General features: G+C 64.6%; 22 protein-coding genes. 7 read left to right on the forward strand and 15 right to left on the reverse strand.

Going from position 1 to position 25374, the window contains the following annotated elements:
• Positions 1 to 263: 263 nt before the first annotated feature.
• The 4 genes from RBA41_RS16215 (at position 264) to RBA41_RS16230 (ending at position 4508) form a co-directional block, all read left to right on the forward strand.
• Positions 264 to 3047, forward strand: a complete 2784-nt coding sequence (locus RBA41_RS16215; RefSeq protein WP_306625114.1) for an RIFT barrel domain-containing protein — start codon at positions 264 to 266, stop codon at positions 3045 to 3047.
• A 101-nt stretch (positions 3048 to 3148) separates the two neighbouring features.
• Complete coding sequence (locus tag RBA41_RS16220; protein WP_306625115.1) at positions 3149 to 3535, forward strand: VOC family protein; 387 nt, start codon at positions 3149 to 3151, stop codon at positions 3533 to 3535.
• A gap of 97 nt (positions 3536 to 3632) precedes the next feature.
• Positions 3633 to 4073, forward strand: coding sequence for a hypothetical protein (locus tag RBA41_RS16225; protein ID WP_306625116.1), 441 nt, complete (start codon positions 3633 to 3635; stop codon positions 4071 to 4073).
• A gap of 42 nt (positions 4074 to 4115) precedes the next feature.
• Positions 4116 to 4508 carry a hypothetical protein gene (locus tag RBA41_RS16230; protein ID WP_306625118.1) on the forward strand — a complete coding sequence of 131 codons (393 nt, stop codon included), beginning with the start codon at positions 4116 to 4118 and terminating at the stop codon, positions 4506 to 4508.
• Positions 4509 to 4606: 98 nt separating this feature from the next.
• On the opposite strand, the gene RBA41_RS16235 is transcribed toward RBA41_RS16230, so the two are convergent.
• The 8 genes from RBA41_RS16235 to RBA41_RS16270 all read right to left on the reverse strand — a co-directional run bounded on the left by RBA41_RS16235 (position 4607) and on the right by RBA41_RS16270 (position 13800).
• On the reverse strand, positions 4607 to 5173 hold the full coding sequence (locus RBA41_RS16235) for a chalcone isomerase family protein (protein WP_306625120.1): 567 nt from the start codon (positions 5171 to 5173) through the stop codon (positions 4607 to 4609).
• Between the two features lie 2 nt (positions 5174 to 5175).
• Positions 5176 to 6360, reverse strand: coding sequence for an alpha/beta hydrolase family protein (locus RBA41_RS16240; RefSeq protein WP_306625121.1), 1185 nt, complete (start codon positions 6358 to 6360; stop codon positions 5176 to 5178).
• Positions 6347 to 7570, reverse strand: a complete 1224-nt coding sequence (locus RBA41_RS16245; protein ID WP_306625122.1) for an adenine nucleotide alpha hydrolase family protein — start codon at positions 7568 to 7570, stop codon at positions 6347 to 6349. Before RBA41_RS16245 ends, RBA41_RS16240 begins: the two co-directional genes overlap by 14 nt.
• A gap of 41 nt (positions 7571 to 7611) precedes the next feature.
• On the reverse strand, positions 7612 to 8826 hold the full coding sequence (locus RBA41_RS16250; protein ID WP_306625124.1) for a hypothetical protein: 1215 nt from the start codon (positions 8824 to 8826) through the stop codon (positions 7612 to 7614).
• A gap of 65 nt (positions 8827 to 8891) precedes the next feature.
• Positions 8892 to 10610 (reverse strand): alpha/beta fold hydrolase, encoded by a 1719-nt coding sequence (locus tag RBA41_RS16255; RefSeq protein WP_306625125.1) that lies wholly within the window; start codon positions 10608 to 10610, stop codon positions 8892 to 8894.
• Positions 10611 to 10754: 144 nt separating this feature from the next.
• Positions 10755 to 11909, reverse strand: a complete 1155-nt coding sequence (locus RBA41_RS16260; RefSeq protein ID WP_374709561.1) for an ABC transporter permease — start codon at positions 11907 to 11909, stop codon at positions 10755 to 10757.
• A gap of 8 nt (positions 11910 to 11917) precedes the next feature.
• Positions 11918 to 12841, reverse strand: coding sequence for an ABC transporter ATP-binding protein (locus RBA41_RS16265; RefSeq protein ID WP_306625126.1), 924 nt, complete (start codon positions 12839 to 12841; stop codon positions 11918 to 11920).
• Positions 12838 to 13800, reverse strand: a complete 963-nt coding sequence (locus RBA41_RS16270; RefSeq protein WP_306625128.1) for an HlyD family secretion protein — start codon at positions 13798 to 13800, stop codon at positions 12838 to 12840. Before RBA41_RS16270 ends, RBA41_RS16265 begins: the two co-directional genes overlap by 4 nt.
• A gap of 203 nt (positions 13801 to 14003) precedes the next feature.
• Here RBA41_RS16270 and RBA41_RS16275 point away from each other — a divergent pair, with 203 nt between their 5' ends.
• Positions 14004 to 14597 (forward strand): L,D-transpeptidase family protein, encoded by a 594-nt coding sequence (locus RBA41_RS16275; protein ID WP_306625129.1) that lies wholly within the window; start codon positions 14004 to 14006, stop codon positions 14595 to 14597.
• Here RBA41_RS16275 and RBA41_RS16280 read toward each other — a convergent pair.
• Complete coding sequence (locus tag RBA41_RS16280; RefSeq protein ID WP_306625130.1) at positions 14594 to 14962, reverse strand: LysR substrate-binding domain-containing protein; 369 nt, start codon at positions 14960 to 14962, stop codon at positions 14594 to 14596. The genes RBA41_RS16275 and RBA41_RS16280 overlap by 4 nt on opposite strands.
• A gap of 13 nt (positions 14963 to 14975) precedes the next feature.
• Here RBA41_RS16280 and RBA41_RS16285 point away from each other — a divergent pair, with 13 nt between their 5' ends.
• Entirely contained in the window at positions 14976 to 15344 is a 369-nt protein-coding gene (locus RBA41_RS16285; RefSeq protein ID WP_306625221.1) for a DoxX family protein, read from the forward strand.
• A gap of 40 nt (positions 15345 to 15384) precedes the next feature.
• On the opposite strand, the gene RBA41_RS16290 is transcribed toward RBA41_RS16285, so the two are convergent.
• The 6 genes from RBA41_RS16290 to RBA41_RS16315 are packed head-to-tail and all read right to left on the reverse strand — an operon-like array spanning position 15385 to position 24794.
• Positions 15385 to 18477 (reverse strand): efflux RND transporter permease subunit, encoded by a 3093-nt coding sequence (locus RBA41_RS16290; protein ID WP_306625131.1) that lies wholly within the window; start codon positions 18475 to 18477, stop codon positions 15385 to 15387.
• Positions 18474 to 19559 (reverse strand): efflux RND transporter periplasmic adaptor subunit, encoded by a 1086-nt coding sequence (locus RBA41_RS16295; RefSeq protein WP_306625132.1) that lies wholly within the window; start codon positions 19557 to 19559, stop codon positions 18474 to 18476. The genes RBA41_RS16290 and RBA41_RS16295 overlap by 4 nt, the downstream gene beginning before the upstream one ends.
• A complete protein-coding gene (locus RBA41_RS16300; RefSeq protein ID WP_306625133.1) occupies positions 19556 to 20746 on the reverse strand; it encodes an MFS transporter in 1191 nt (396 codons plus the stop codon). Before RBA41_RS16300 ends, RBA41_RS16295 begins: the two co-directional genes overlap by 4 nt.
• Positions 20743 to 22818: an ATP-grasp domain-containing protein gene (locus RBA41_RS16305; protein ID WP_306625134.1), complete on the reverse strand. Its 2076-nt coding sequence runs from the start codon at positions 22816 to 22818 to the stop codon at positions 20743 to 20745. Before RBA41_RS16305 ends, RBA41_RS16300 begins: the two co-directional genes overlap by 4 nt.
• Positions 22819 to 22836: 18 nt before the next feature.
• Positions 22837 to 23844, reverse strand: coding sequence for a pyridoxal-phosphate dependent enzyme (locus RBA41_RS16310; RefSeq protein ID WP_306625135.1), 1008 nt, complete (start codon positions 23842 to 23844; stop codon positions 22837 to 22839).
• Between the two features lie 2 nt (positions 23845 to 23846).
• A complete protein-coding gene (locus RBA41_RS16315; protein WP_306625136.1) occupies positions 23847 to 24794 on the reverse strand; it encodes a GHMP family kinase ATP-binding protein in 948 nt (315 codons plus the stop codon).
• 137 nt (positions 24795 to 24931) lie between these two features.
• Between RBA41_RS16315 and RBA41_RS16320 the strand changes: the two genes are divergently transcribed.
• Positions 24932 to 25366: a Fur family transcriptional regulator gene (locus RBA41_RS16320; protein ID WP_099873769.1), complete on the forward strand. Its 435-nt coding sequence runs from the start codon at positions 24932 to 24934 to the stop codon at positions 25364 to 25366.
• Positions 25367 to 25374 lie beyond the last annotated feature (8 nt).

Below are 25374 nucleotides of genomic sequence, written 5' to 3' on the forward strand. Positions count from 1 at the left end.
GTATCAACGACGCTTACACCAGCCCGAGGATCTCACGTCGCGATGCCCGTCAATCGAGGGATGGATTCACCGGCACGGCACTGCACTTGCGATCCTGCGGTCAGGCGGAATGCGGACTCAAATTTCCAATAAAAATTGCTATTTTGTATACTCGTAAATACAATGATCGCTGCCTGTGTGCCCACTACGATGCTGATCCATGTCATCTCGGGCCCCGATTCTCGCCGCTTGTTCCTCAAGGAACAGTATTTCAGGAGGTCCCAATGCCATTCCGATCACTCCGCCAACGCGTCCATGCGCTGCCGACCCAATCCGCCGCCATTGCCGCTGTGCTGATGCTGGCCTGTGCTCCCCAGTTCGCTGTTGCTGCGGGGCCCTTTCCCGGCGCCGCCGACCGCTATGTTCCGCTGACCTTGAACCCAGGACCGGCGGCATCGTCGGTACCGCTGCGTACCGGCATTCCTTTTCCCATCGGTACCTTGAAATCGGTGGCCAACCTGCGCCTCGACACTGGCGATGGCAGCAGGGAGGTTGACGCCCAGTTCGACGCCCTCGCCACCTGGCCGGACGGCTCGGTCAAGGTCGCCTTGTTGAATGTGGTAGCCGATGTCGGCAATGCCACCAGCTTTCGCGTCGCCTACGGTCCGGGCGTGAGCCGCAAGCCGCTGCTGCGTCCGCTGTCCGTTACCGGAGCCGCGGGCGGCGACCTCACGGTGGATACCGGCCCGCTGAAGTTTGTGCTCAACAGGCAGGGAATGATCGGCGCCCTGTGGCGCGACGCCGATGGCAACGGCCGCTTCGACAGCGATGAACACGTCATCGATGGCGGCGACCTCGTCATGCTCAATGCCTTCGACAACCGCGACTACACGGCGTCCGGTGCGCGCGATGCCGTCGTCAGTGTCGAGGAAATCGGTCCCGTGCGCGTGGTGCTCAAGGCCCAGGGATCGCTGACGGACGCCAGCGGCACGGTCCTGATGAAATACCTGGTGCGCTATTACGCCAGCCGCGGTTCCGACAAGGTCGACATCGAAACCACGGTCATCGACGACCGCCTCGAACCGAACGTCGAGCTGCGCGCACCGGCCCTGGCGATCGCGGCGAAAGCGCTGCGCATGCGCTGGAACTACCGCTCGGACAGCGCCGCCAGCTACCGTTTCGGCGGCGACAGTGGCAGCGTCTACGCGGGCATGGTGCGTGGCGAACACTATCTTTCGCAAACCGGCAAGTTCACGGCAAGGACCGATGCCACAAGCGAACTGAAAAACTCCTACGAATTCGGCTACAGCGGCGTCGGCAGCGGGTCGAAGGCGCCCGGCTGGGTTGCCCTCGATACCGGCAAACGCCACATGATGCTCATGGTCAGGGACTTCTGGCAGCAGTTTCCCAATGAACTCAACATCAACGGCAACGTGATCACTGCCGCCTTGTTCCCCGAGCGGGCGGTCGGCGCAGCGCCTGATTTGGCCATGCCGGCCCAGTCCGGGGACGTCTACAAGCGTCCGAACACCTTGTATTTCCACCGCCAGGGCGGCGCCAAGACCTACCAGCTGCGCCTGGCGTTTGGCGATGCCGCCGCAGCGACCACGCTACTGGCCAGCATGAACGACAGCTACCAGCGCCACAGCTTTGACCTGCTGGCCGAGCGCGCGTGGTACGCGCAATCGCGTGTCTTTGGCGAGATCGACGTCGGCGCACCGTCCACCGCCACGACCGGCTACGACGCCAGCCTGATGCGCGATATCTACCTGCCGAGTTTTAATCATCCGCCCGAAGCCGGCAAGGTCGGCAACAGTTTCGGCTGGCACGATTTCGGCGCCCGCCGGCGTCCGGGCTGGACCCGCGTGGAAAACGGCGTTCGCATTCCGGGGTTTTACAACGATACGCACGTCGGCTCGAACAACTTCTTCAAGCAATTCCTGCGCACGGGCGACCAGCGCTGGTTCGGCATGGCCGACATCGCGACCCGCAATTTCATGGACATCGGCGTGCATCACGGCCCGCGTTCAGGCTATTGGAACGGCCATATGGGAGGCCGCCAGCAACCCGCCGGCGAACTCAATTCCGAAATGCACGATACTGCGGACACCGACGGCCGCAGCCTCCATTGGGGGCATGCCCACGTCAGCGGCCTGAGCGATCTGTATTTGCTCACTGGCGACAAGCGTGCCCGGGACGTGCTGGAAGAAGTCGCCGGGTGGTGGAAGGCCGTCACGCCGCATTTCTTCAAGCTGCCCTTCAGCGCCGGCAGCGAATACAGCCTCCCCGGCAAGGCCGGCAACTACAAGCCCGCGCTGTACCGCGAAGCGGAGCGCGATTTCGGCTGGCCGCTGTACGTGATGAACGAATACGTGCGCGTCACCGGCAACAGCGACTACCATCGCAGCGTCTCGGCCCATCTTGCCAATTACCTGGTCCAGTGGTGGCAGACGCCCTTGTGGCACATCGGTTTCAATCCCGCGACAGGGGTTGCCTCGAACGCGGTGATCGGCCTGAACGATGCCCGCAACGGCACCGGTTACTGGACGATGAGCAAGATGGACAATCACGAAGGCTCGATCGCCACCGGCACCAATCCGTGGATGGCGGGCGCACTGATCAGCAGCGTGATCCAGTTCTACGAACAGGACAAGCAGTTCGCCGCGGTGGGCAAAGCATCGGGCGTGCGGCACGACCAGTTGAAGGACATGCTGTTCCAGGGCTTGAATTATGTCGTCAAGCACGGTTACGACAAGACCAACCAGGCCTTCTACTATTCAGAGATGCGGCGCGTTCCACGCAGCGGCGGCGCTGACCACGACCACCATATCGTGTACGGGCTGGCGTATCTGGACAGGCTGTACAAACAGGAGCTGGCCGCAGGGCGCATTGCCCATCCGCAGTGGTACGATACCCAGCCGCTGTGGGGCACCCTGGCCACGCGTACCTACCAGCAGCTCAAGAACAAGCCGGCCGGGAAGGGCAGCCAGTCCTCGGGATTCTACGGCTATGAGATGATTTATCCGGTGGACTTCTTCCAGATCATGGGAGGCAGCGCCACGCAATAAGCTTGTCTGCAAGCGCTTGCGGCGGAAGGCGCGCGGATTTCGGTATGATGAAGGCATGGCGTCGGAGGCGGCGCGAACCACGGAAACGTCAGGAGCCCGACATGAAGCGTGTTACCGGTATTGGCGGTGTTTTCTTCAAATCTCCGGACCCGCAGCGGCTGGCCGAGTGGTATCGGGTTCATCTTGGCTTCGATCTCGAGGAATGGGGCGGTGCCGTTTTCCGATGGTCTGGCCCGGATAATCCGGCAGGCACCGGCACCACGGTGTGGAGTGCCTTCAAGGAAGACACGAATCACTTCGCACCGAGCCCGGCCGCCTTCATGATCAACTATCGGGTGGCCGACCTGCACGCCCTGTTGGCCGCGCTGCGCGCCGAGGGATGCCAGGTAGAGGACAAGATCGATGAATCGGAGCTGGGCAAGTTCGGATGGGTTATGGACCCGGACGGCAACAAACTCGAACTGTGGCAGCCACCGGAAGGCAGATGAGTACAATACCGTAATTGGACGATAGCACCTTGTGTCAGGTCGACACGACATCCATCAAATTTTATCAACGCTATGTCGAGCGCACTGCGACCTGCCCATGACCGTGTTTCGCTTTCGCCTCCTGTTGTCCCTGTATATCATCCTGTGTCTTGCGCAAGCTGCTGCGGGCTGGTATTCCTCTCACCTCATCTCGCCTGCGATGCAGGCAGCATGGGAAGCCGAGCCGGATAGCTGGGACATCGCCAATCTTCCGCTTTCCCTCTCGATACTCCTTCCTCTTGCCATCGGTTCCTTTGCAGGCGTGATCGGCATGTTCACGTTCAAGTCGTGGGCCCGTAGCTTCTCGCTGTACTTCACTGCCGCTACCATCATCGCCCTGCCGTTTTCGGGGACGTGGGTCTTCTCGTGGCTCGATTACACACTGGTGGAAATAACTGCCATGGTGTGGGGCGCCGTCATGGCGCTGGCGTATTACTCGCCGGTGAGCAGTCAATTCTCCCACCGGCAGCCTGCGCAAAAAGCAGCCGATCCGTCCTGATTCTTTTGTGCCACCACCGCAGCGTCTGCCTCATTTGTCTCTATGCCTCGTTATGCCCGCTTTGCTCAATATCTCCTGATCGCCGTCCTGCTGTATGCGGCCGTGCGCTCGGGATGGCGCTTTGCCGCCGACAGCGACTCCTGTCTGGAACTGGCCCTCATCGCCTGGCTGTGCGCCGCCATTGTCGGCCTCTGGCGGCGCGTGGCATGGGGCCGGTTCTTCGCATCATGCTTCAGCGTGGTGCTTGCCTTCACCAGTTCATGGTCGCTGATACCGCTGGCAGGCCCGATGCGCTACCAAACTCTCCTGCACGAGATTGTCAGCATCTCGCCCTCGCTGGCGTGGCTGTTCGTCGTCACTGCGGCGACGCTCATTCTCATGCCCGCATTCCTCATCGGTATCCGGCGCGATTGGTTCCGCTCCGCGTGGTGGTAGTGCATACGACGCGGCCAATGGCCGCCAGGTTCTTCAGCATCCGCAACGAAAGATGGGAGTGCGCAGCGCAAACATGAAGATCATGCCGCCCGCCGTGGTCAATCGGGGATGCCCAGCAAGCGCTGCTTCAACGCGGGGTTGACGGGCTCCGATCCCAGCCACACCCGCAGTAACTGGGCGGGAAACGCGGCATCCTCGATACAGCCGCGCACCACACCATTGACGGTGAAGCGTACACCGCCGGCACGCCAGTCGAAACGCAGCACGTCGCCACGGGCGAGCGGCGTGCCGCTGCCCAGCATGGCATCGATGGCGGCAATATGCGGCTGCGCCTGGCGAAATTCGTCGGCGCTGGTGTTGGCGCGCAGGCCTGCGCGCAGCCGTTCGGCAATCAGCGCGCCGCTCAGGCCAAAAAAACGGATGCGCATGACCAGCGACTTGTCGCCAGCGGACGCCAGAATGGATGCGGCGTCCGTCTGTTTGGCAGGCAGATACAGTTCTGCCGCATACAGGTCGACGAACGCCTTGCTGCTCATGCCCGCGCCATTGATCACCAGCGGATGCGCTGGCCCATCCGCGCCAGCGCATTCCGGCACCTGCGTTTGCGCCTGGACCGTGCCGCACAGCGTCCAGGCCATCCATCCCAAAGCGACACGCATCCGCATGGTCAGGCTCCCGCCGCTTCGACTTCGCGCGCGGCCAGCGCTTCGTCGAAGAACGCTGCCGTATCGGTGCGCACTTGCGCCGCCTGCCCGGTGCAGCAATGGTCGCCCGTGGGATGGACCAGCAGGGAATGGTGCACGCCCGGATGCAGTTTATCGAGTTGATCGAGCAGCCACTGCTTGTCGCTCGTCTTGACCAGCGGGTCCTTGTCGCCATGGACGATGCGTACCGGGCACCCCACCTCCCTGAGCAGGTCGATGCTGTCGATGGCGAACGCGGTGTTGTTCTCCACATGCTGGCTGGCCACGGGGCCCAGCACCTGGAACGATTTACTCTTCAGGAAGAAGGGAATCTTCATGAAGGTGCTCGCGTTGATTGGTCCGCCCAGATCGAGCACGCCCTTGATGCGCTTGTCGCTGGCGGCCAGCTTGATGGCCCAGGTGCCGCCCCAGCTGATGCCGATCGCGCCCACCCGCTGGCTGTCGCAGTCATGCTGCGCGCACAGCACGTCGATGGCTGCGCTGGTGAAGTCGTTGAAGTCCTCGGGCCACACGATTTCGTCGCAGAACAGGGCCTCGCCCTGGCCGGGACCGTCGAAGCAGAACACGGCGTAGCCCCGTTCCTGCAGCGCGTTTTCGGTCGTCAGGTGCTCTTCCTTGGTGTCGTCCATGCCGTGGATGATCACCACCAGCGGGAACGGTCCGCTGCCGCTCTTGGGCAGATGCAGGTTGCCCCAGCAGGTCGCGCCCTTCCACGGCACGCCAACGCGCCGGTAGGATGCGCCATGGGCCTGCTGTTCGGCGGCGATGTAATAGTCGCGCGAGAGGCGGTAGCAATAGCGCTTCTGATCGGTCAGCCCCAGGCAGCCCCACTGGCCCATGTGGCACAGGTAGGACAGGCGCCGCAGCGCGGTGATCTGCTCGCCCTGAGTGCCACTGGCCATGATGGCCTGCAGCTTGGCCTGCTCTTCGCCGATGATCTTGATGACCGCGTCGGGCCAGTCGTTGATGGTGTTGATACTGCCCAGGAATTTGTTGATCGTCTCTTCGCCAATCAGCGAGGCGCGCCAGCGGTTCCAGAACGGCAGCATGATGTTCTTGACGCCGACAATCGCCGACAAACCCCGCACGGCCTTGCTCGCGACCCGGTCCATCAGCGAGTAGTATTCGCTGTTCTCAATGTTCGCCATGGTTCTTCACCTTCTTGATGTCAAATTCGCTCATTTCCGATTCGCTCAGGCCGATCAAGGTCGCGCCCAGGTAGACCGCGTCGTCATCGAGGGCCGGCTCCAGCGTTACCACCGCGGGCGGCGCGCTGTTGCCCATGCGCCGTTCGTGCGACGCGATGACCTGGTACAGGTCGAAGCCGAAGCGGGTGCGCATGACCTTGCGGCCCAGCTCATTCATCATGCAGTTGGTGCTGCAGGCGCCCGTATTCTTCGGCATCTCCCAGCCCGCTTCCTCCAGCATCCGGATCTGGTCGTCGAACTCCGGCTTCTTGACGAATTCATAGAAAGGGATGAGCACCGTGTCGCAGGCGCCGTTGGCGAGGATGCCGGCGGCTTCGGGGTGGGTCTGCTGCGCATGGTTCCTGAACGGCGTGACGAACTTGCGTACCAGCGCGTCCAGGCGCGGCAAGCCTTGTCCGGCCAGCGCCGGCTTGCCGTTCAGGTCGAGCCGGTTCTGTCCTTCCTGGGTGCCGATGAAGCACAGGGGGATATGATGGGTCTCGCAAAAGCGCGTCGAGGCGGCGGCAATGGCGGCGAAGCATGGCATGCACGCCGAACCATAGGTCATCACCGCGCGCGTGAGCTCCACGTTCGCCGACGACTTTCCGACCTCGAAGCCGGTCCGGAACAGGGTATCCATCGATGTGCGCTGCGGACGTTCGATCACCAGCGTCACGCCCAGCTTGTCGCACAGGCGCTGGGCATTGGCGATCGCCGTGGCCGACTGGTAGCCCTGGTCCAGCATCCAGGCGCACACCCGCAGGCCCCTTTCGGCCAGCTTGATGAGCATGTACGACGAATCCTTGCCGCCGCTATAGAGCACCAGCGCGTCGTAGTCCGACTCGGTGCGCCGGTGCGGCAGGCTCTCGACCAGGGCAGCCAGCACCTGCACCTTGGACGGAATCGCCACCTTGGCCAGGTTGACCATGCGGGCCAGCGCGCGCTTGCCGTCGCTGCCTGTCTTATAGATGTTGAGCAGCATGTCCAGCACCCAGGCGTTATCGGCGCTGTCACGGTAGGTGCCGGTGGCGGCCGTGGCCGGGTCGGCGCAATAGGAGCACAGCTGCGCATGCTGCGCCAGCGCTTGCGGCGCGCCGACGGTGAAACGGTCATATTCGTGGGGCATACCGCACTGGCTGCAGAATTGCTCGCTACGGTGGTTTGACGTCATGGGGTGTTCCGCATCAATGGGTGAAGGGGAGGGCCGTCATCTCAGGCGGAAAAGTGCTTGCGGATCTCGTCGATGGGCAGTTTGTGGTTGCCGCACTGGAGTGCGGGCACCTTCAGGCCGCACTTGCCGAACGCTTCGTCGTAGGCCAGCAGGCTGTCGATGCAGGGCTCGCCGATGGTGGGCGGCAGGTCCGGTGCCACCACGCGCAGCAAGCCTTCGGCCATGCACGACCATGAGGTGCTCGATTCGCCTGTCGCGTCCTGGTCGGCGAAGTCGAAGCTGAACCTGGAGCGGTAGCCGATGCTGCTGCAATCGATCAGGCCCGCTTCGCACGGCGCGATATCCTGGCGCGCACGCACGCGCGCCCAGGCCGACTGTCGCGACCAGCAGTACGGCTGGCTGTCGTCGATCAGCACGGTGCCCGGCGCCACCCGGTCGATGTCGATGATGTTGGCGGTGCTGACGGCACTGATCACGAAGCGCGACCGGTAAGCCGCGCTATCGATCGACAGCGCGCCCGCCGGCGAGGTGAACTCCACCTCGACGCCAATGCCGCAGTCGGCCTGCAACTGTTCGGCACAACGCCTGACGTGGTCGGCGCGGCTGGGCGTATCGACCAGCACGATGCGTCCGGGCCGCCGGCGCTGGTGCGCAAGCAGTTGGGTGAACGAGCCGCCGATGCTGCCCACGCCGATGACGGTCATGGTGGCGCTGGCGTGGTCGATGCGCAGGTCGTCCAGCGTGCGCAGATAGGTGCGCAGCACGGAAACGGCCGTCATCGAGTGGCCGGTGGTGATCTGCAAGCCCAGCTCATTGGCCTTGCCCAGCAGCCGGCGCCCGTACAGCGACAGCGCGCCGGTCAGCCCGCCCAGGCAAATCATTTTGGCGCCGGCCCTTGCCGCGATCTCCAGCGCCGTCTCTTCGAGCACCTTGCGGCAGTGCGCGCGGGTGCGCGGGTTGATCATCTCGTCGGCGTACATGGGCAGGAACAGGATGCCCGCGTTCAGGGTCGGCGTCTTGATGATTTCGCCGAACACGGGCATCAGGAGGCGCGTGAGGGCGCGCCGGTCCTGCATGGTCAGGTGTTCGCTCCACGGCAGCAGGCGCGGCAGATCGGTTTCGTCGCGCGGGTGGGTCAGCAGCACCACCTGAAGCTCCTCCTTGCTGTTGCTGGTTTTTTGATAGCTGACCCAGTCATCCATCGACGAGGCGCCAATCAGGCACATGTTTTCGCGTTCCAGTTCCATCAGTTCCACAGTATTCTCCGGTCAGGCTTGACTTCAGGGCTCTCGCGGCGGGCGAGCGTGTTTTCTTGCGTGCTTTATTGCTGCCGCACGGGCAGCACCAGCGTCGATTCCAGGGCCCGGTCGAATACAAGCTTCATGCTGAAGCGTTCGCCCGGGCGCACGGCCGGCGCGTACAGGGGATCGGCCGTATCGATCACGATGCCCAGGTGGTGTCCGGCCGGGATGTCGTACGCGGCTGCCGACAGCTCGATCGGATAGCGCAGGGTCTGGCCCGGCACGGCCGCATGCACGCTGCGCGAACCGTAGGTAATCAGCCTGGCGATGCCGATCGCATCGACGTCGTACAGATACGCCACCAGCTGCGCGCGCGCCTGCGATGGCGCCACCTGCACCGTCAGGCGCGGAATGCCCCGAATCTTCAGCGGCGCGGCCAGCACGGCGCCTTCGTAGCGCACGCCGGTGCTCAGGCCGACGCTCTGCATCATCGTGACGATCGGGATATCGTGGGCGGTGCGGATGGTGGCCAACAGCGGCAGCGGGCCCGTGGTGGCGGTGGTATCGGAAAAGTTATGGACGGTGTCGCTCGCACTGCTGCTGTTGCGCGCGGCCGACAGGGTGCCCTTGTCGCCCTTGCGGCAGAAGCAGGACAGGTCGAAGCGCAGCGCGCCGCGCGGCGTCAGGTGCCACGTCTGCTCGGTCACTTCCGGCGCCGGCCAGGTGCCGAACGACTCGCGCACGTTGGCCGGACGTACCTGCATCGACACTTGCGGCTCGGTGTCGACACCGTTGCGCACGCCCTTGAGAAACCGGTCGAACCAGCGGCGCGCTTCGTCATACGGGTAATTGTCTTCACCCAGCAGCGCGCCGGGAAATTCGGTCAAGGCATGGATGCCCTTATTGAGCAGCAGCTTTTTCGGTCCGGTCAGGGCGCTGAACATGGCCATGCTGGAATTGGCCGTGAACATATCGTCCTGGAGGTTCTTGCTGATGAAGACGGGCGCATTGCGCTGGTTGATCTGGGCGATGAACTGCGACGGCGAGCGCGGCGCGGCCCACGCGGCCACGTCGGCGATCTGCGCGCTGGTGCTGTCCGGATCATTCAGTATCCGCACCTGCTGGTCGACCAGGGGATCGCGCCGGCCGGTGGCCGCGCCCAGCAGATTGAGCACGTTCGACCAGGTGTAGTTGGCGCTGCCATCGAGGTACATCTGGTCCATCAATTGGCCCCAGCCGGAAAACGCGACCGCCGTCTTGAAGCGCGCATCCTGTGCCAGCGCCATCATCGACAGGCCGCCGCCGTACGAAATGCCGCTCACGCCGACGTTGTGCATGTCGACGGGGGTATTGGCCTGCAGCCAGTCGAGCACACTGGAGACGTCGCGCACGTCGGCCGGCGCGGCCACGCCAGCCAGCCCTTCGGAGTTGTGGAAGCCGCGCGCGGTGTAGCTGACCACGATGTAACCGCCCTTGGCCAGGCGCTGCGCCTGCCCCATGTATTCGTACTGGCCGGGCGTGGCCCAGCTGCCCACCATGACGATGCCGGGCGATACCGCGCCGCCTTCCGCCCCCTTGGGCAGGAACAGGCTGGCCATCAGCCTGGCGCCATCGTGACTGGTGATGGCGATTTCCGGGACCCAGCAGGTGCCGTCGACAGGAGAAATGATCGACGGCGAACTGAAAGGGGACACATACCCGGCGATCTCGCTACCGGCCGCGGGGCGGCACAGGCTTGCGTGAGCGGCCGGGGGGCAGATGGCCATGGCCACCAGGGACAGCGATATGCAGCGCGACATAGGAGACTCCTGACATGGTCGAAAAATACCGGCGCTGGCGCCGGCGCCGGCGTTGATGTCGGCGTGCCTTCACAACCCGGCCCGTCGATTTGCTGCCACACCGGCCAGGAATACCCTGTCCCGCCGCACCTGGTCACTAGCGATTCAGTCCAGGGTTTTATGAAACAGCATCAGGCCCACTGCCATGACCACGGCGATGAACGCCAGCAGGGGCCAGATGTTGGGCCACAGCTCGATCCAGCCATTGCCCTTCAACAGAATGCCGCGCGCGAGCCGCACGAAATGGGTCAGCGGCAGCGCTTCGCCCAGCGACTGGGCCCAGCGCGGCATGCCGCGAAAAGGGAAGGCGAACCCCGACAGCAGAATCGAGGGCAGGAAAAAGAAAAACGTCATCTGCATGGCCTGCAGCTGGTTGCGGGCCAGCGAAGAAAACGTGATGCCCAGCGTCAGATTGGCGCCGATGAAAATCATGATCACCACGTACAGCTGCAGCACGCTGCCCACGAACGGCACGTGGAACACGAAGCGGGCGGCGGCGATCGTCAGCGTTGCCTGGATCAGGCCAATCATGATGTAGGGCGTGATCTTTCCCGTCATGATTTCCAGCGGCAGCGTGGGCGTGGCCAGCAGGTTTTCCATGGTGCCCCGCTCGCGTTCGCGCGTCATGGCCAGGCTGGTCATCAGCACCATGGTCATGGTCAGGATCACGCCCATCAGGCCGGGCACGATGTTGTACTGGGTGATGCCCTCTTCGTTGTAGAGGCGGTGCACGCGCACCTCGAACGGCGCGGCGCCGCCGTTCAGTCTGGACAGGGCACCGCGCAGGTCCTTCTGCAGCACGTTGTGCGACAGCTGGGTGATGGCCGCCAGCGCATTGCTGGTCGACGCCGGATCGGTGGCGTCGGCCTGGATCAGCAGGGCGGGGCGCTCTCCGCGCATCAGCTTGCGGCTGAAATCGGGCGGAATGCTGACCACGAACTGCACCTTGCCGGCGGCCAGGGCGGCATCGGCCTGCGCCTCGCCGGCGATATTGCGGTCGATGCTGAAGTAGCGCGTCTTCTCCATGCCGGCGATGAAGCTGCGGCTAAATTCCGACTGGTTCAGGTCGACAACGGCCGTGGGCAGGTTCCTGGGGTCGACATTGATGGCGAAGCCGAACAGCAGCAGCTGCACGATCGGGATGCCGATGATCATGCCGAAGGTCAGGCGGTCGCGCCGCAGCTGGATGAATTCCTTGAGCACGATGCCGTACCAGCGCAGCACGGAAAAGCGCACCGGTAAAGCCGCCGGCGGGGTCATGGTCTCCATCATGCGAAATTGTCCTCGGCCCGTTTCATCAGGTAGATGAAGGTATCTTCCAGCCCCGTGGCGATCTGCTCGTAACGGAACGCCATGCGGCCATGCAGCTCGGCCAGGGTGTGCGCGAGCGTGTCGCCCTGTTCGCCGATCACGTGCAGGCTGTTGCCGAAAATGATGACCTGGTCGACGCCGGGGCTGCCCCGCAGCGCCTGGGCCACGGCCGCCATCGCGCCCTCATGGAGCACCCAGGTGCTCAGGTTCTGGCTGGCGATGACCTCGTCCACGGTGCCCTGCACCAGCAGCTTTCCGTAAGAGAGATAGGCCAGCTTGTGGCAGCGCTCGGCCTCGTCCATGTAGTGGGTGCTGACCAGCACCGACACGCCCTGCGCGGCCAGCAGATGGATCTCTTCCCAGAAGTCGCGCCGGGCCTGCGGATCGACGCCCGCGGTGGGCTCGTCGAGCAGCAGCAGTTCGGGCTGGTGCAGCATGCAGGCGGCCAGCGCCACGCGCTGCTTCCAGCCGCCCGACAAGGCGCCGGCCAGCTGGTGGCTGCGCGAGCCGAGGTTGAGCTGCTCCAGGGTGCGCTCGACGACGGCGCGGCGCCGGGGCATGCCGTAGATGCGCGCAATGAAATCGAGGTTTTCGCGGATGGTCAGGTCTTCCCACAGCGAGAAGCGCTGGGTCATGTAGCCGATGCGGCGCTTGACCTGCGCGCTGTCGCGGATGACGTCGAACCCCAGGCAGGTGCCGCTGCCCGAATCGGGCGTCAGCAGGCCGCACATCATGCGGATCGACGTGGTCTTGCCGCTGCCGTTGGGGCCGAGGAAGCCAAAAATCTCGCCGGCATGCACCTGCATGCTCAGGTCCTTGACCACGTGCTTGTCGCCAAAGTGCTTGTTCAGCTGGCGCACGTCGATAACGCAGCGGTTCATCGTGGCATTCCGATGCGAATGGGCTGGCCCGGATGCAGGGTAAAGCCGTCGCGCGCGTCGACCGGCAGCGCTTCGACCAGAAACACCAGCTTGGCCTGGGAATCCTTGCTGTAGATGACGGGCGGGGTGTATTCGGCCTGCGGCGAGATATAGTTGATGCGCGCGTCGACCTCCCTGGCGCAGCCATCGCACTGCACCTTGACCGTCTGCCCGACCTTGAGCGACGCCAGTGCCGCGGTGCTGGCGAAGAAACGCACCTTGATGGCGCCGGGCGGCAGAATCGTGATCACTTGGTTGCCGCTGGCGATCCAGTCGCCTTCCGAATACAGGGTGTCGAATACCAGTCCGGCGCGGGTGGCCACGCCGCTCTTCTGGCGCAGCTGCCAGTCGGACTGGCGCAGCTGCGCCTTGGCGACGGCGATTTCCGCTTTCTGGATGCGCAGCTGGTCGACACGTCCACCGAGCTGGGAGGCGGTGAGCTGATGTTCCAGCTCGGCGATGCGGGCACGGTCGCGCAGGTTGTTGGCCTGCGCCGTTTCTTCCTGCACCCGGGAGACGAAGCCCTTGGCGACCAGCTCGCGGCTGGTATCGAGCTGGGTGGCGGAGATTTTTTCCATCGCGACCGACTGGGCCAGCTGCGAACGGGTGACGTCGAGTTCCTCGGACCGCTTGCCCTTCATCAGGTCGTCCAGGTGGGCCTGGGCCGATTGCAGACGCTCCGCGGCCATCTTGCGGGCCGACGCTTCGTTTTCATCTTCGAGCGAAAACAGGGGCATGCCCGCTTCGATGTGCTGGCCGCGCCGCACATGCAGCTTGACCAGGGCACCGGCAAACGGCGCCACCACCCGGACGAACTCACCCTCCACGTAACCGGTGAGCTGCGCCGGTCCGGTCTCGGAACAGGAACTGAGCGCCATGCACATCAGCAGCGCGCTCGACAGGCGGCGAAGATTCATCATGGGATGCGGAAAAACAGTAGGGTGAGGTCGATCACGGTGCAGCTCCCGGTAGGGCAGGATCACTGACTTCCTGCAAGGCATAAAATTGAGTCTATGCAATGGAAGTGGGCACCATATTGATTATGGGCAATGTGAGCAACTGATGAGCAGGTCGATGGGATGGCGCCCCGCGCCGGGCGGCACGGCGTATTTTTTGCCACGCCATGCTTGAACCAGTGCAAAATAGCCAGTTCGACAACAGCCTCTCGAACGCGTCGCAGTGCGACCGGTTCACCCTTATGCGCCACTACTTCTTTTTAGCCAGTTTCTTTGTCCTTCTGCTCACCAGTTTGCCGGTGTGGGCCGCGCAGATCACCGTATTCAAAGCGAAACGCATTCTGGAGTACAAGGCCGACGGCGTGACCCGCACCTTCAAGATCGGGCTCGGTTCCTCCCCAACCGGACGCAAGCTGCGCCAGGGCGACCGCAAGACGCCCGAGGGAAGTTACGTCATCACGCATAAGAATCCGCAGAGCCAGTTTTACCTCTCGCTCGGAATCAGTTATCCCAATCTCGATGACGCCGCACTGGGCCGCAAAGCCGGCGTGATCTCGGCCGCGCAGTACGCGGCGATCGAGGCGGCGATCAGGCAGGGCCGCACGCCATCCCAGCACACCCCGATGGGCGGCGATGTTTTCATCCACGGCAAAGGCGCCGGCAGCGACTGGACCTGGGGCTGCATCGCCCTCGACGACAAGCAGATGCGCGTGCTGTACGACCTCGTGCGCCCGGGCGACAAGATCAGCATTCGTCCTTAGCCCTGTTTCAGCTTGTCGATGAACCAGCGGCCGGCGCGGCCCGGCGGATTGTCCGCCAGGTGGATCGCATGCATTGAAAACCCCGGCCCGGCCGTCGCGAACACGTCCAGCTGAATCGGCACCAGCGCCCCGCTGCGGATGTCGGCCTCGACCATGTGCAGCGGCAGGTGCCCCCATCCCAATCCGGCCCGCAGGAACGCATGCTTCGCGCCCAGGTCCGCCAGGCGCCACACACGCGTCGACACCACCCCGAAATTGCGTCCCGCAGTGAGCGACGAGCGGTCCGTCAGCACCAGCTGGATATGCTCGGCTGCCGCGGCGCGCGGCGCCACCACGACGCAACACACTTCCGTCATTCCCGTCATCGGCCGCGTGCTGCTGGCAGCGATCTTCATCTTCAGCGGGATCGGGAAAATCCTGGCGCCGGCGGCCACCATCGGCTACATCGAGGCCATGGGCCTGCCACTGGCCTCGGTTGGTTTAATGATTGCCATCGCCGTTGAACTGGTGGGCGGGCTGATGCTCGCCCTGGGAATCAAAACACGGCTGGTGGCATTGGGGCTGGCGCTGTTCTCCATCGTGACCGGCCTGGTGTTCCACCATGCGATCGGCGACCAGAACCAGCTGATTCACCTGCTGAAAAACCTGGCCATGGCCGGTGGCCTGCTGCAAGTGGTCGCCTTTGGCGCCGGTGCGTATAGCCTGGAGCCGAAAGCTGCTGGCACGGCTGATCGCCAGCTTGCCTGATCGCTGTTTGACCAACAGGAGCGCCGGGGATGGCGCTCCGTTAAAAGACCGTCTCGCTGACGACTGACTGGCCCCGTCCCAGCCGCACCGGCTCACTGCGCAGACGCTTCTTCTTGCGGTCGAACCGGTCCAGCGCCAGATACATCACCGGCGTCACATACAGCGTAATGAGCTGCGAAAACACCAGTCCCCCGACCACCGCAAGCCCCAGCGGCTGGCGCAGCTCGGCCCCCGCACCCCATCCCAGCGCAATCGGCAGGGCGCCCATCAGCGCCGCAATCGTCGTCATCATGATTGGCCGAAAGCGCAGCAGGCAGGCCTGCCGCACCGCCAGTTCCGGTGCCATGCCTTCCTCGCGCTGCAGGTGAAGCGCAAAGTCGATGATCATGATCGCGTTCTTCTTCACGATCCCGATCAGCAGCAAAATACCGACCACCGCGATCATGGTCAACTCCATCCCGAACAGCCATAAGGTCAGCAGCGCGCCCACAGCCGCCGACGGCAGCCCCGCCAGAATGGTCAGCGGATGAATATAGCTTTCGTACAGCACCCCGAGCAGAATGTAGATCACCCCGAGCGCGGCCACGATCAGCCACACCTGGCTCGATTGCGCCTCCTGGAACACCGCCGCGTCGCCGCCATAACGCGCCACGATGGACGCCGGTAGCCTCATGTCGTGGCCCATCGCATCGATGGCGCCGGTCGCCGCGCCCAGCGGCACGCCGGGCGCCAGGTTGAACGACAGCGTGATCGCCTGCAGCTGCCCCTGGTGATTGACCGACAGTGGCCCGAGCGTGCGCTCCACCGTCGCAAAGCTCGATACGTTCACCAGCTCACCTGCCTTGCTGCGCACCGACACATGGCCCAGCGCATCCTCGAACTGGCGCTCGGCCTGCGCCGATTCCAGGATCACCGAATAGGTGGCGGCCGTGCCGTAAATGGTCGCCACCTGACGCTCGCCGAAGGCCGAATACAGCGCGCTGCGCAGATCGGCGACGCGCACGCCCAGCACCGCTGCCTTGTCGCGATCTATCTTCAAGGTCGCCTGCAAGCCGCGGTTGCGCGCATCGCTGGTGACGTCGCTAAAGCGCGGGTCGGCCCGCATCCGCTCCAGGAACTGGGTTGCCCATTCATCGGGACCGCCGGCGCCCACGCTTTGCAAGGTGTACTGGTAGCGGCTCTTGCTGGGCCGTCCGCCGACCTGGAAATTTTGCACGGGTTTCAGATAGACGGCCACGCCGGCAATGCCGCTGGTGGCGCGCTTCAGGCTCTTGATCACATCGGCCATCGCCGCGCGCTGTTCGCGTGGTTTGAGCAGCAGGAACATGCTGCCGCTATTGTCGCCGCTGACCGACGATGTCACATCGCGCACATTTGGATCGGCCTTGATCGCCGCCGCCACTTTCACTTGCAGTGCCAGCATGGCGGAGGATGAAATATCTTCCGAGGCTTCGGTCGATACGCGGATCTGGCCCAGGTCCTCTTCCGGCAGAAGCCCCTTTGGAATGGCCACATACAGCCCCACCGTCAGCACCAGGATGGCCAGCGCCGCCAGCAGCACCAAGGTGCGGTGGGCGAGCGCCCGGTCCAGCGAACTCGCATACGCCCTTTCAAGGCGCCCGAAAGCGCTACCGGTGGCTGCGACGTGATGTTCATTTTCGCGCAGCAGGCGGCTCGACAGCATCGGCACCAGCGTCAGCGACACCAGCGCCGACACCAGCACCGCCAGCGAGACCACCACCGCAAACTCGTGGAACAGCAATCCCATCACGCCCGGCATGAAGAAGATCGGCATGAACACCGCCGCCAGCGAGATCGAGATCGACACGATGGTCAGGCTCACTTCGCGCGCGCCGACGAAGGCCGCATCAACCGGGGTCTTGCCCGCCTCGATATGGCGCACGATATTTTCCAGCACGACGATCGCATCGTCCACCACCAGCCCCACGGCCAGGGTGATCCCCAGCAAAGAGACATTATTCAGGCTGTAGCCGAGCCAGTGCATCAGCAGCAGTGCGCCAAGAAGCGAAATCGGAATCGTCAGCGCCGGGATCAGCGTGGCCGCGGCACGGCGCAGGAATAGAAAAATCACCAGGATCACCAGCACGATGGTCAGCCCGAGCGTGATGTTCACATCAATCATCGCCTCGCGTACCGATACCGAACGGTCGTTGACCATATTGATCGCCACCGACTGCGGCAGCTGCGTGCGCATGCGGTCAAGCGTCCGCTTGGCCGAGTCGACCACGGCCAGCGTATTCGCGTCCGGCTGGCGGTACAGCAGCAGCACGATCGAGCGCTCGCCGTTAAAGCTGCTGGCCGAGCGCACCGACTGGTAGCTGTCTTCCACATCGGCCACGTCTTCCAGCCGCACCGGCTGGCCTGCGCGCATGGCCACGATCAGCCCCGCGTAGTCGGCCGCCTTGAGCAGTTGCGCGTTGCCCTGGATGACCATCGTCTGCGCCGGCCCGTCCAGCACACCGAGCGGCGAATTGGCGTTGGCCGCTTGCAGCGCGGCCGACAGTTCATCCATCGACAGGTCGCGCGCCTTCATGCGGCCCGGATGGGCGCGCACCCGCACGGCAAAGCGCTTCTGTCCCAGCACTGTCAATTGCGCCACGCCCGGAAGACCCGACAGGCCTGGTGCGATCAGGTTCTCCGCATAGTCGTTCAACGCCGACAAGTCCATCGACGGCGACGTCATCTCCATCGACAGCACCGGCGCTTCCGCCGGATTGACCTTGCGGTACGACGGCAGTTCGGTCATTTCACGCGGCAGTGCGCGCTGCGCCCGCAGCAGCGCCGCCTGCACGTCCACCGCGGCGGCATTGATGTCGATGGCCGGTCCGAACTCCAGCGTCAGCGACGTCGCGCCCAGGGTGCTGGTGGAGGTCAGCAAGGTGACGCCGGCAATCGCCGAGAACTCCTTCTCCAGCGGCAGCGCCACCGACGACGCCATCGTCTCGGGGCTGGCGCCCGGCAGGTTGGCCTGCACATTGATGACCGGCGTGTTGTAGCTCGGTAGCGCGGACACGGGAATGAAGCGGTACGCCAGCAGTCCGGCAATCACCAGGCTGACCGACAGCAGCACCACCATCACGGGGCGCTCGATGCAGTATCCGGATAAGTTCATCCCTGGCCCGCCTTGATGCGCGCGCCCGGCTTCAGATTCTGCTTGCCCTCCGTGACGATGGTTTCGCTGCCCGCCAGGCCCGTGACCGCCGCACTCGATCCGAACGCATGCAGCCGCTTCACCGCCACCTGTTTCACCGTCTGGTCCGGCCCCACCACGTACACGAAGCTGCCGGTGGGGTTGGTAATCATCGCCGCCTGCGGAATCACGACCGCGCCGCGCAGGGTGCGCACGGTCACGCGCGCGTCGACGTACTGCCCCGGCCACATGCCGGCGTCGCCGTTCTCGAAACTCGCCTTGACCCGGATTGCCCCGGCCGCCGGGTCGACGCTGTTGTCGATGAAGCTCAGCCTTCCTGTGCGCTTGTTGGCTTCCACCGCCACCGCGCCGCGCTGCTGCGCCGCCAGCAGCTCGCCCACATTCGATTCCGGCAGCGTGAACGCGACCGCAATCGGATCGAGCCGCGCGACGGTGGCAAGCAGGGTACTGACCTGCACCAGGCTACCCGGATACACCGTAATCGCGCCGACCCGGCCCGCCATCGGCGCGCGGATTGCGTTGTAGCTGGCGCCCACCTGCGCCGCGCGCAGTGCTGCCTGGTCGGCCCGCAGAAGCGCACGCGCCGCATCGACCTCGCTGCGCAGCGTATCGACCGCTGTGATGGCGATGAACTGCTTGTCCAGCAGTTCCACGCTGCGCCGGTAGCGCTGCTCCAGGCCGGCCAGCGCCGCCTCGTCGCGCATCACCTGCGCCTGCGCGCGCTCCACGCCGGCGCGCTCTGCGCGGTCATCCAGCGAAAACAGCAACTGGCCTTCCTTGACGAACTGGCCTTCGCGAATGTGCACGTGCTTCACCGTGCTGGTGGTCTGCGCGTGCACGTCCACCATGCTCGTCGGGGTCACCGTGCCGTTCGCCCGCAGTACCACCGGAACGTCGCGCACCACCGGCACCACGGTGTTGACCACGATGGCGGGCGGGGAGGGCGGCGCCGCTTGTGCGCGCGCGGGCGTGTTCCAGTAGCGCGCCGCACTGGCCACGACGATTGCGCCGCACAGCATCGCAATCGCATGCTGCTTGTTCATGCGGCCTCCCGCGCGCGTGGCGCCAAACGGAACAGGCCGAACGCGCTCAGGAGCCCGACCGCGCAAAATATCATCCACGGCAGTTGCGGCCATTGTCGCGCGCCCGAAAATTCGACCAGCCAGCCGCCGGTCACATTCCCGATCGCGCCGCCAAGCGCCAGGCTGAGCGAACTGAAACCGAGAAAAGTCCCCAGCGCCTGCGGATTGGCCATGCTGGCGATCAGGTTCTGCATCGTCGGCCGCACCAGGATGGCGCCAACCGAAAACGCCGCCACGCACACCAGAAAGGCCGCAAAGGTATGCGCCAGCGCGATGGCGCCGGCGCCGAGCGCGATGATCGTCACGCCCAGCACCAGGATCTGCTGCGTCGACAGCCAGCGCTCCGCCACCCGCAGCAGGTGGTACTGCAGCAGCACCGTCAGGCCGGCGCTGAGCGCGAACATGATGCCCACGCTATCCTGGTTGCCGCTCAGGCGTTCGGCCAGCAGCGGGAAGCTGATATTGATCTGCACCGCCACGAACCAGTACCCCATCATCAGGCCGGTGAACAGCAAGAAGGGCCGGTCGCGCGTAACCAGGCCGAGACGGTGCGTCATGGCCTGCGGCGCCTCCTGGATTTCCAGCGGCGGCAGCATCCACATGGCGATGCCGCAGTTGAGGGCAAAGCAGGCCGCAGCCGCCAGGCACACCATCTGGAAGTCCACATGCAGCAGCGCCACGCCAACCAGCGGGCCGATGGTGCTGGCAATGCCGCTGACCCAGTTACTGAGTGCGTAGTAGCGCGGCCGCGTCTCTTCCGTGGTCAGTGCGGCAATCGCCGCCTGGTAGGGCGCCTCGAACAGCGCACCGCCCAGCGCCGACACCACCATTGCCACGCACAGCATGAGGGCGTCATCGGCGAACGCCAGGCTGGCAAAGCCGGCGGCGCGCAACAGGACGCCGAGGCAGATCATGGGCCGCACGCCGAAGCGGTCGGCCAGCATGCCGCCCACCAGCGCGAGTCCCTGCTGCGTCATCTGGCGCAGCGCCAGCGCGCCTCCGACCACGGCCGCGGCCATGCCAGCGTTGCTCACGAAGTGCACGCTTACCAGCGGCATCAGCATGGCAAAGCCGACCACCATCAGGAAGGTGTACACCAGCAGCGCATTGAGCCCGCGCTTGCGAACCTGGTCGGAGAGAACGGTCATGGCGCGCGGTACAGGTAGACGGAAGTCGGATCGGCGCTGAACTGCGAGAACGGGAACGGTTCGGCGCATACCGCGGCCACGCCGTCGCCCAGGAAGCGCGGGATGATGCCGCTGCCGGTCTGCGCGTACACGATCAGCGGAATGCCGCGCCGCCGCGCCGCCATCAGGATCTCGTCGAACGACCCGTTCGACAGGGTCATGCCGGTGGCGATGATCATGTCGGCCTGCTCCAGGATCGGCAGCATGTCGCGCGCCACTTCCAGCCCGTTCTGCGTGCGTTCCATGTTGAAGTCGCACGGCAGGCAAATGCCGCCATGCTGCACGATCGCGTCGACCAGCGGATTGACCACGCCGATCAGGCCCACGCGCTGGCCCGGCTTGATCGACACCAGCGCGGCAATCGCATTGTCGCGCGCCACGGCCCGCACCGGCGGCGCGCCGACCGGCAGCAGCATCGCTTGCGCCAGCGCCGACTCGCGCGGCGGACGCACCGCATTCAGGTACGCGTCGAGCGCGGCGATGCGCACCGGCAGGCGCGGATCGACCAGCAGGTCGGCCACGCTGCTGCCTGCCAGCGCCGGTGCAATCGTCGGGTCGAGCGCATCGCGTTCGATGCAGCAGGCGCCAAAAGCCGCGCCCACGCGCAGCACCAGATAGTAGTTGCGATAGGTTTGCTGGGTGCCCGGAAAGCGCGTGCTTTGCGAAATCCACGACGCGCCGACCACGTGCATCGTCGCCGGTGCCGGTCCGTACAGGCCGCACTGCACGTCTTCGATCAGGCCCGCCACGTTCCATGGCGCGGCCGGCTCTTTCGCATCGCCGGCAAAACTCATCTCAACCCGGGAGAGCGCTTTCTCGGCATATTTGCGCGCATCCAGGCCGTCCGGATCGGTCGCTACCACGTGGCCGAGGTAGCAGGCGTTGTCGATGGGCGCGGCCAGTTCCTTGCCGGCCGCATTGGGGATCAGCGCACGTGCAACGTGTGGCGCACCGGCCACGCTGTCGATGCCCGTCATGGCGCTGACCCGGCCCACGCCCGCCGGGACCAGGAACTTGATGGCGGCGCTCTGAACGCCGGTCTCCTTGCGCGTGAGGTCAGGCTGCCGGCCGAGCGCCAGGTCGATCTGGGCGGACAGGAATTCGATACCCGTAACCCGCTCGATCAGCTCCGCAATGTAATTCCCGCCCGGGCGCGGGTTGATTTCGACGATGCGCGGTCCCTTGCGCGTGATCTTCACTTCGGTGTGGCTGATGCCGTGGTCGAAGCCGACCGCCTCCAGCGCCGCCGTCACCAGTTCGCAAACCGCTTCGCTCACGTCGCCATCCAGCCGCGCCGGGAACATATGTCCGTCCTCGATGAAGTAGGGGAAGCCTGTCAGGCTCTTGTCGGTGATGCCGATGATGGTTGTCTGGCCGCCGAAGGTGCACGCTTCCACGCTGACTTCCTCGCCTTTCATGTACTCTTCCAGCAGCCATAGCGGCTCGCGCGCCTGCTCGCGGAAGTTGGTCGGGAATGCTTCCAGCGCCGTAAAGGCGGCGTGCAGCTCCGCTTCATCCTTGACCAGCTTGACGAACGCGCTCGATGCCAGGTCCGACGGCTTGAGAATCAGCGGGTAGCCGATCTCGCTGGCCGCCTCGCGCGCAGCGTCCCACGATGTCACCGCACTGAAAGCGGGATTGGGCAGCCCGGCCTTTTCCAGCGCTTCGCGCACCAGGTGCTTGCGGCGCACCATGGCCACGTTGCTGCTGAACGCCTGCGGCAGTTCCAGCGCCTGCGCCACCTGGGCCACGGTGTCGATGTAGTAGTCGCAGATGGTCACCACACCGTCGAACCTGAGTACGCGGTGCTGTGCGCGCAGGAAGGCGATCAGCGCCGGCACGTCGTTCGTTTCGGTCGTGAGCACATTGGCGGCGTGCGCCAGCACCGGGTGGATAGGGGCATCCTGGCCGTCCAGGTAGTGGCCGCGGTTGCGCGTCACGAAGGTGTAGGTGTGGCCGGCGCCGGTGATGGTGGCGGGGAAGATGCGGCCGGTGCCGCCGACCCAGCTTTCGATCATTAACAGATGTGCCATGGTGTGATTACTCCCTTTTCAGTTGAATGTTTCGGTGGCGGTGCGGCGGTTCCAGGCCATCACGGACCAGGGCAGCACTAGCTGCTCGTGCGAGTCGACGTGGACGGGCGCCAGCGAATGCAGTTCCAGCGCGTCGGCGTGCTGCGCGAAGACCGCGTCCACGTAGCGGTGGCCGGTATCGGGCGCGATGAACAGCACGTTGCGCTCGGGCCGCAGTTGCGCTTCACGCGCGGCGGCAAGGTAGCAGCAGCCGCTCGACAGGCCGGCGAAGATCGCGTGCCGTCGCAGCAAGGCCACCGCGCCCGCCAGCCCGTAGTCGAAGCCGACCCAGTGGATCTGGTCGTACAGCGCGTGCTGCACGTTGCGAAAGGGGATGCCGGTGCCGATGCCGGCGATGATGATGCCCGGGTCTTCGATGTGGGCGCAGCCGAAGGTAACGCTGCCGAACGGCTGTACGCCGACCAGTTCCACCGCATCGTCGGTACAGCGCAGCGCGCGCGCCAGGCCGCCGGTGGAACAGCCCGAGCCCACGCCGCCGACAATGGTCAGGCCATCGGTACCGAGCAGGCGTTCGATGTCGCTGGCGATCGGCTCGTAGCCGGCGTAGTGAATATCGTCGTGGTATTGCTGCATCCAGTGCACATGCGGACTGGCTGCGCGGATCTCCTGGATGCGCGCCACGCGCAGGCTCTGGTCCATTTTCAGGGTGGCCGATGGCGGCACCTGCTCCACGTTCGCCCCGAGCAGCTGCAACTGCACCATCAGCGTCTTGTCCACCGTTTTCGAGGCGATGATGTGGCACTGCATATCGAACTTGTGGCACGCCAGCGCGAGCGCGTATGCGTAGATGCCGCTGGAGCTGTCGAGCAGCGTGTCGCCGCGCCTGACCACGCCCGCGGCCAGCAAGCGCTCGACCGCCACCAGCGTCGAATACACCTTCATCGTCTCGAAACGGGCGACGTACAGGTTGGGGCCGAGGCGTACGAAGTCCGGCGCCTTGATGGCGTCTGCAATGTGATCGAACATGGTCAGAATCCTGTCTGGACGAAGCGGCTTTGATAGCCAAGGCCGCGAAAGAATGACGAGAGCGCCCCCATTTGCGTGGGGCCCGGTTTGTGGATGTACAGGTAGCCCGCCAGGCTGCCCGTGTGTGCGATGAAGATGCCGTCGGCCCCGTAGCGCGCCTGGTTCTTGAGCAGCACCCCCAGGTTGCGCTTGGGGATGGCGTCCTGCCCCAGCACCGCGCTGACCGTGGCGCAGGCGGCGATGGCTGCCAGGTCGCCGCGTAAAAATGCGTCGACGGCATTATCGAGATTGGCCGTATATGGCGTGAGCCGCTCCTGGTACAGCGCGAGCAGCCGCGCGCCGGTTTTTTCGGTATCGATGCGGTTGCCCTCGTCGATATAGCAGGCATGGAAGGTCGGTGCGCTGCCGAAGCACTGCACCACCTGCTGGCGTCCGCTCAGGTACAGCGCGTAGGTATCCAAGAACACGCTGTCGGAGCGCTCGATGGCGCGCAGGGTGGCCGATATCGATTCGCCGGGCGACTCGATGCCGAAGATCGCATCGAGGCAGCGGATGGTGGCCACGATGTCGGCCGTCGAACTGGCCATGCCTTTCCCTTCCAGCAGTTCGGAATCGTGATTCCAGGTCCCGGGCGGGAGGTGCTTGCGGTGCAGCGCCAGGTAGTGGCCGATCGCCTGCTGGCATTTGGTCTTGGTGGCGAGTGCGTTATCCGCGCCGGCGCGCTCGCCGTGGGTGAAGTGCATGCAGCTGTATTTTTTGACCGGCAGCGAGATCAGGCTGATATGCGCCGCCCCATCTGAAATGTACGGGCCTTGAATCAGCTCGCCCAGGGTGCCGTGGCAGATCCCGCTGCTGATCGTTCCCGGCGCGCTGGCCGGGTCGGTAGGCCAGGCGAAGTCGCGCCGCGCCGCTGGTGTGGATCTGCTGTCTGCGAAGTCGATGGAAGGCACGGGATGATGGCTTTCGTGGTGGAGGTCGGGAGAGCATTACCTGACTGCTTGGCGTTAACGATAATGCATTATCATTAGCGGGGCAAGTGTTTGTTCAGCTTTATGGGATAATAGGTTTTTGCTTCAACAGCCTCGCCATGGAACGTTCTACACGCCAGCGGACAGCGATTCGTACTGTCATCGATGCGGCGGCCCGCCCGCTTACACCTCAGGAAATTCTCGCCGGGGTACGCGAGACCGTGTCCGAAATCGGCATCGCGACCATTTACCGCAACCTCAAGCTGCTGCTCGACGAGGGCACGATCCAGACCGTTAGCCTGCCGGGCGAGAATGCGCGCTACGAAATGAGCCACGCCGCGCATCATCACCATCACCACTTTCATTGCGTGCCGTGCGACCGCGTGTTCGATGTCGAAGGCTGCCCGGGCACGATGGAAAATCTCGCGCCGGCCGGTTTTGTGATCGACCGCCACGAACTGACCTTGTACGGCGTGTGCGCCGACTGCTCGGCGGAGCGTGCGAAGGCGGCGCCGGTGCCGAAACGCCGGGCGCGCGCGCCGAAGACGCACTGACCCGTCGT

This window comes from Massilia scottii (assembly GCF_030846495.1).
GTDB classification, from domain to species: domain Bacteria; phylum Pseudomonadota; class Gammaproteobacteria; order Burkholderiales; family Burkholderiaceae_D; genus Telluria_A; species Telluria_A violaceinigra.

Coding starts and splice junctions, on each gene's coding strand:
- RBA41_RS16265 (WP_306625126.1), bottom strand. CDS start 12,841: ATGAACCGCTGCGTTATCGACGTGCGCCAGCTGAACAAGCACTTTGGC.
- RBA41_RS16255 (WP_306625125.1), bottom strand. CDS start 10,610: ATGTCGCGCTGCATATCGCTGTCCCTGGTGGCCATGGCCATCTGCCCC.
- RBA41_RS16290 (WP_306625131.1), bottom strand. CDS start 18,477: ATGAACTTATCCGGATACTGCATCGAGCGCCCCGTGATGGTGGTGCTG.
- RBA41_RS16215 (WP_306625114.1), top strand. CDS start 264: ATGCCATTCCGATCACTCCGCCAACGCGTCCATGCGCTGCCGACCCAA.
- RBA41_RS16275 (WP_306625129.1), top strand. CDS start 14,004: ATGCTTGAACCAGTGCAAAATAGCCAGTTCGACAACAGCCTCTCGAAC.
- RBA41_RS16300 (WP_306625133.1), bottom strand. CDS start 20,746: ATGACCGTTCTCTCCGACCAGGTTCGCAAGCGCGGGCTCAATGCGCTG.
- RBA41_RS16225 (WP_306625116.1), top strand. CDS start 3,633: ATGACCGTGTTTCGCTTTCGCCTCCTGTTGTCCCTGTATATCATCCTG.
- RBA41_RS16305 (WP_306625134.1), bottom strand. CDS start 22,818: ATGGCACATCTGTTAATGATCGAAAGCTGGGTCGGCGGCACCGGCCGC.
- RBA41_RS16320 (WP_099873769.1), top strand. CDS start 24,932: ATGGAACGTTCTACACGCCAGCGGACAGCGATTCGTACTGTCATCGAT.
- RBA41_RS16280 (WP_306625130.1), bottom strand. CDS start 14,962: ATGACGGGAATGACGGAAGTGTGTTGCGTCGTGGTGGCGCCGCGCGCC.
- RBA41_RS16220 (WP_306625115.1), top strand. CDS start 3,149: ATGAAGCGTGTTACCGGTATTGGCGGTGTTTTCTTCAAATCTCCGGAC.
- RBA41_RS16240 (WP_306625121.1), bottom strand. CDS start 6,360: ATGGCGAACATTGAGAACAGCGAATACTACTCGCTGATGGACCGGGTC.
- RBA41_RS16245 (WP_306625122.1), bottom strand. CDS start 7,570: ATGACGTCAAACCACCGTAGCGAGCAATTCTGCAGCCAGTGCGGTATG.
- RBA41_RS16310 (WP_306625135.1), bottom strand. CDS start 23,844: ATGTTCGATCACATTGCAGACGCCATCAAGGCGCCGGACTTCGTACGC.
- RBA41_RS16230 (WP_306625118.1), top strand. CDS start 4,116: ATGCCTCGTTATGCCCGCTTTGCTCAATATCTCCTGATCGCCGTCCTG.
- RBA41_RS16295 (WP_306625132.1), bottom strand. CDS start 19,559: ATGAACAAGCAGCATGCGATTGCGATGCTGTGCGGCGCAATCGTCGTG.
- RBA41_RS16260 (WP_374709561.1), bottom strand. CDS start 11,909: ATGACCCCGCCGGCGGCTTTACCGGTGCGCTTTTCCGTGCTGCGCTGG.
- RBA41_RS16235 (WP_306625120.1), bottom strand. CDS start 5,173: ATGCGGATGCGTGTCGCTTTGGGATGGATGGCCTGGACGCTGTGCGGC.
- RBA41_RS16270 (WP_306625128.1), bottom strand. CDS start 13,800: ATGATGAATCTTCGCCGCCTGTCGAGCGCGCTGCTGATGTGCATGGCG.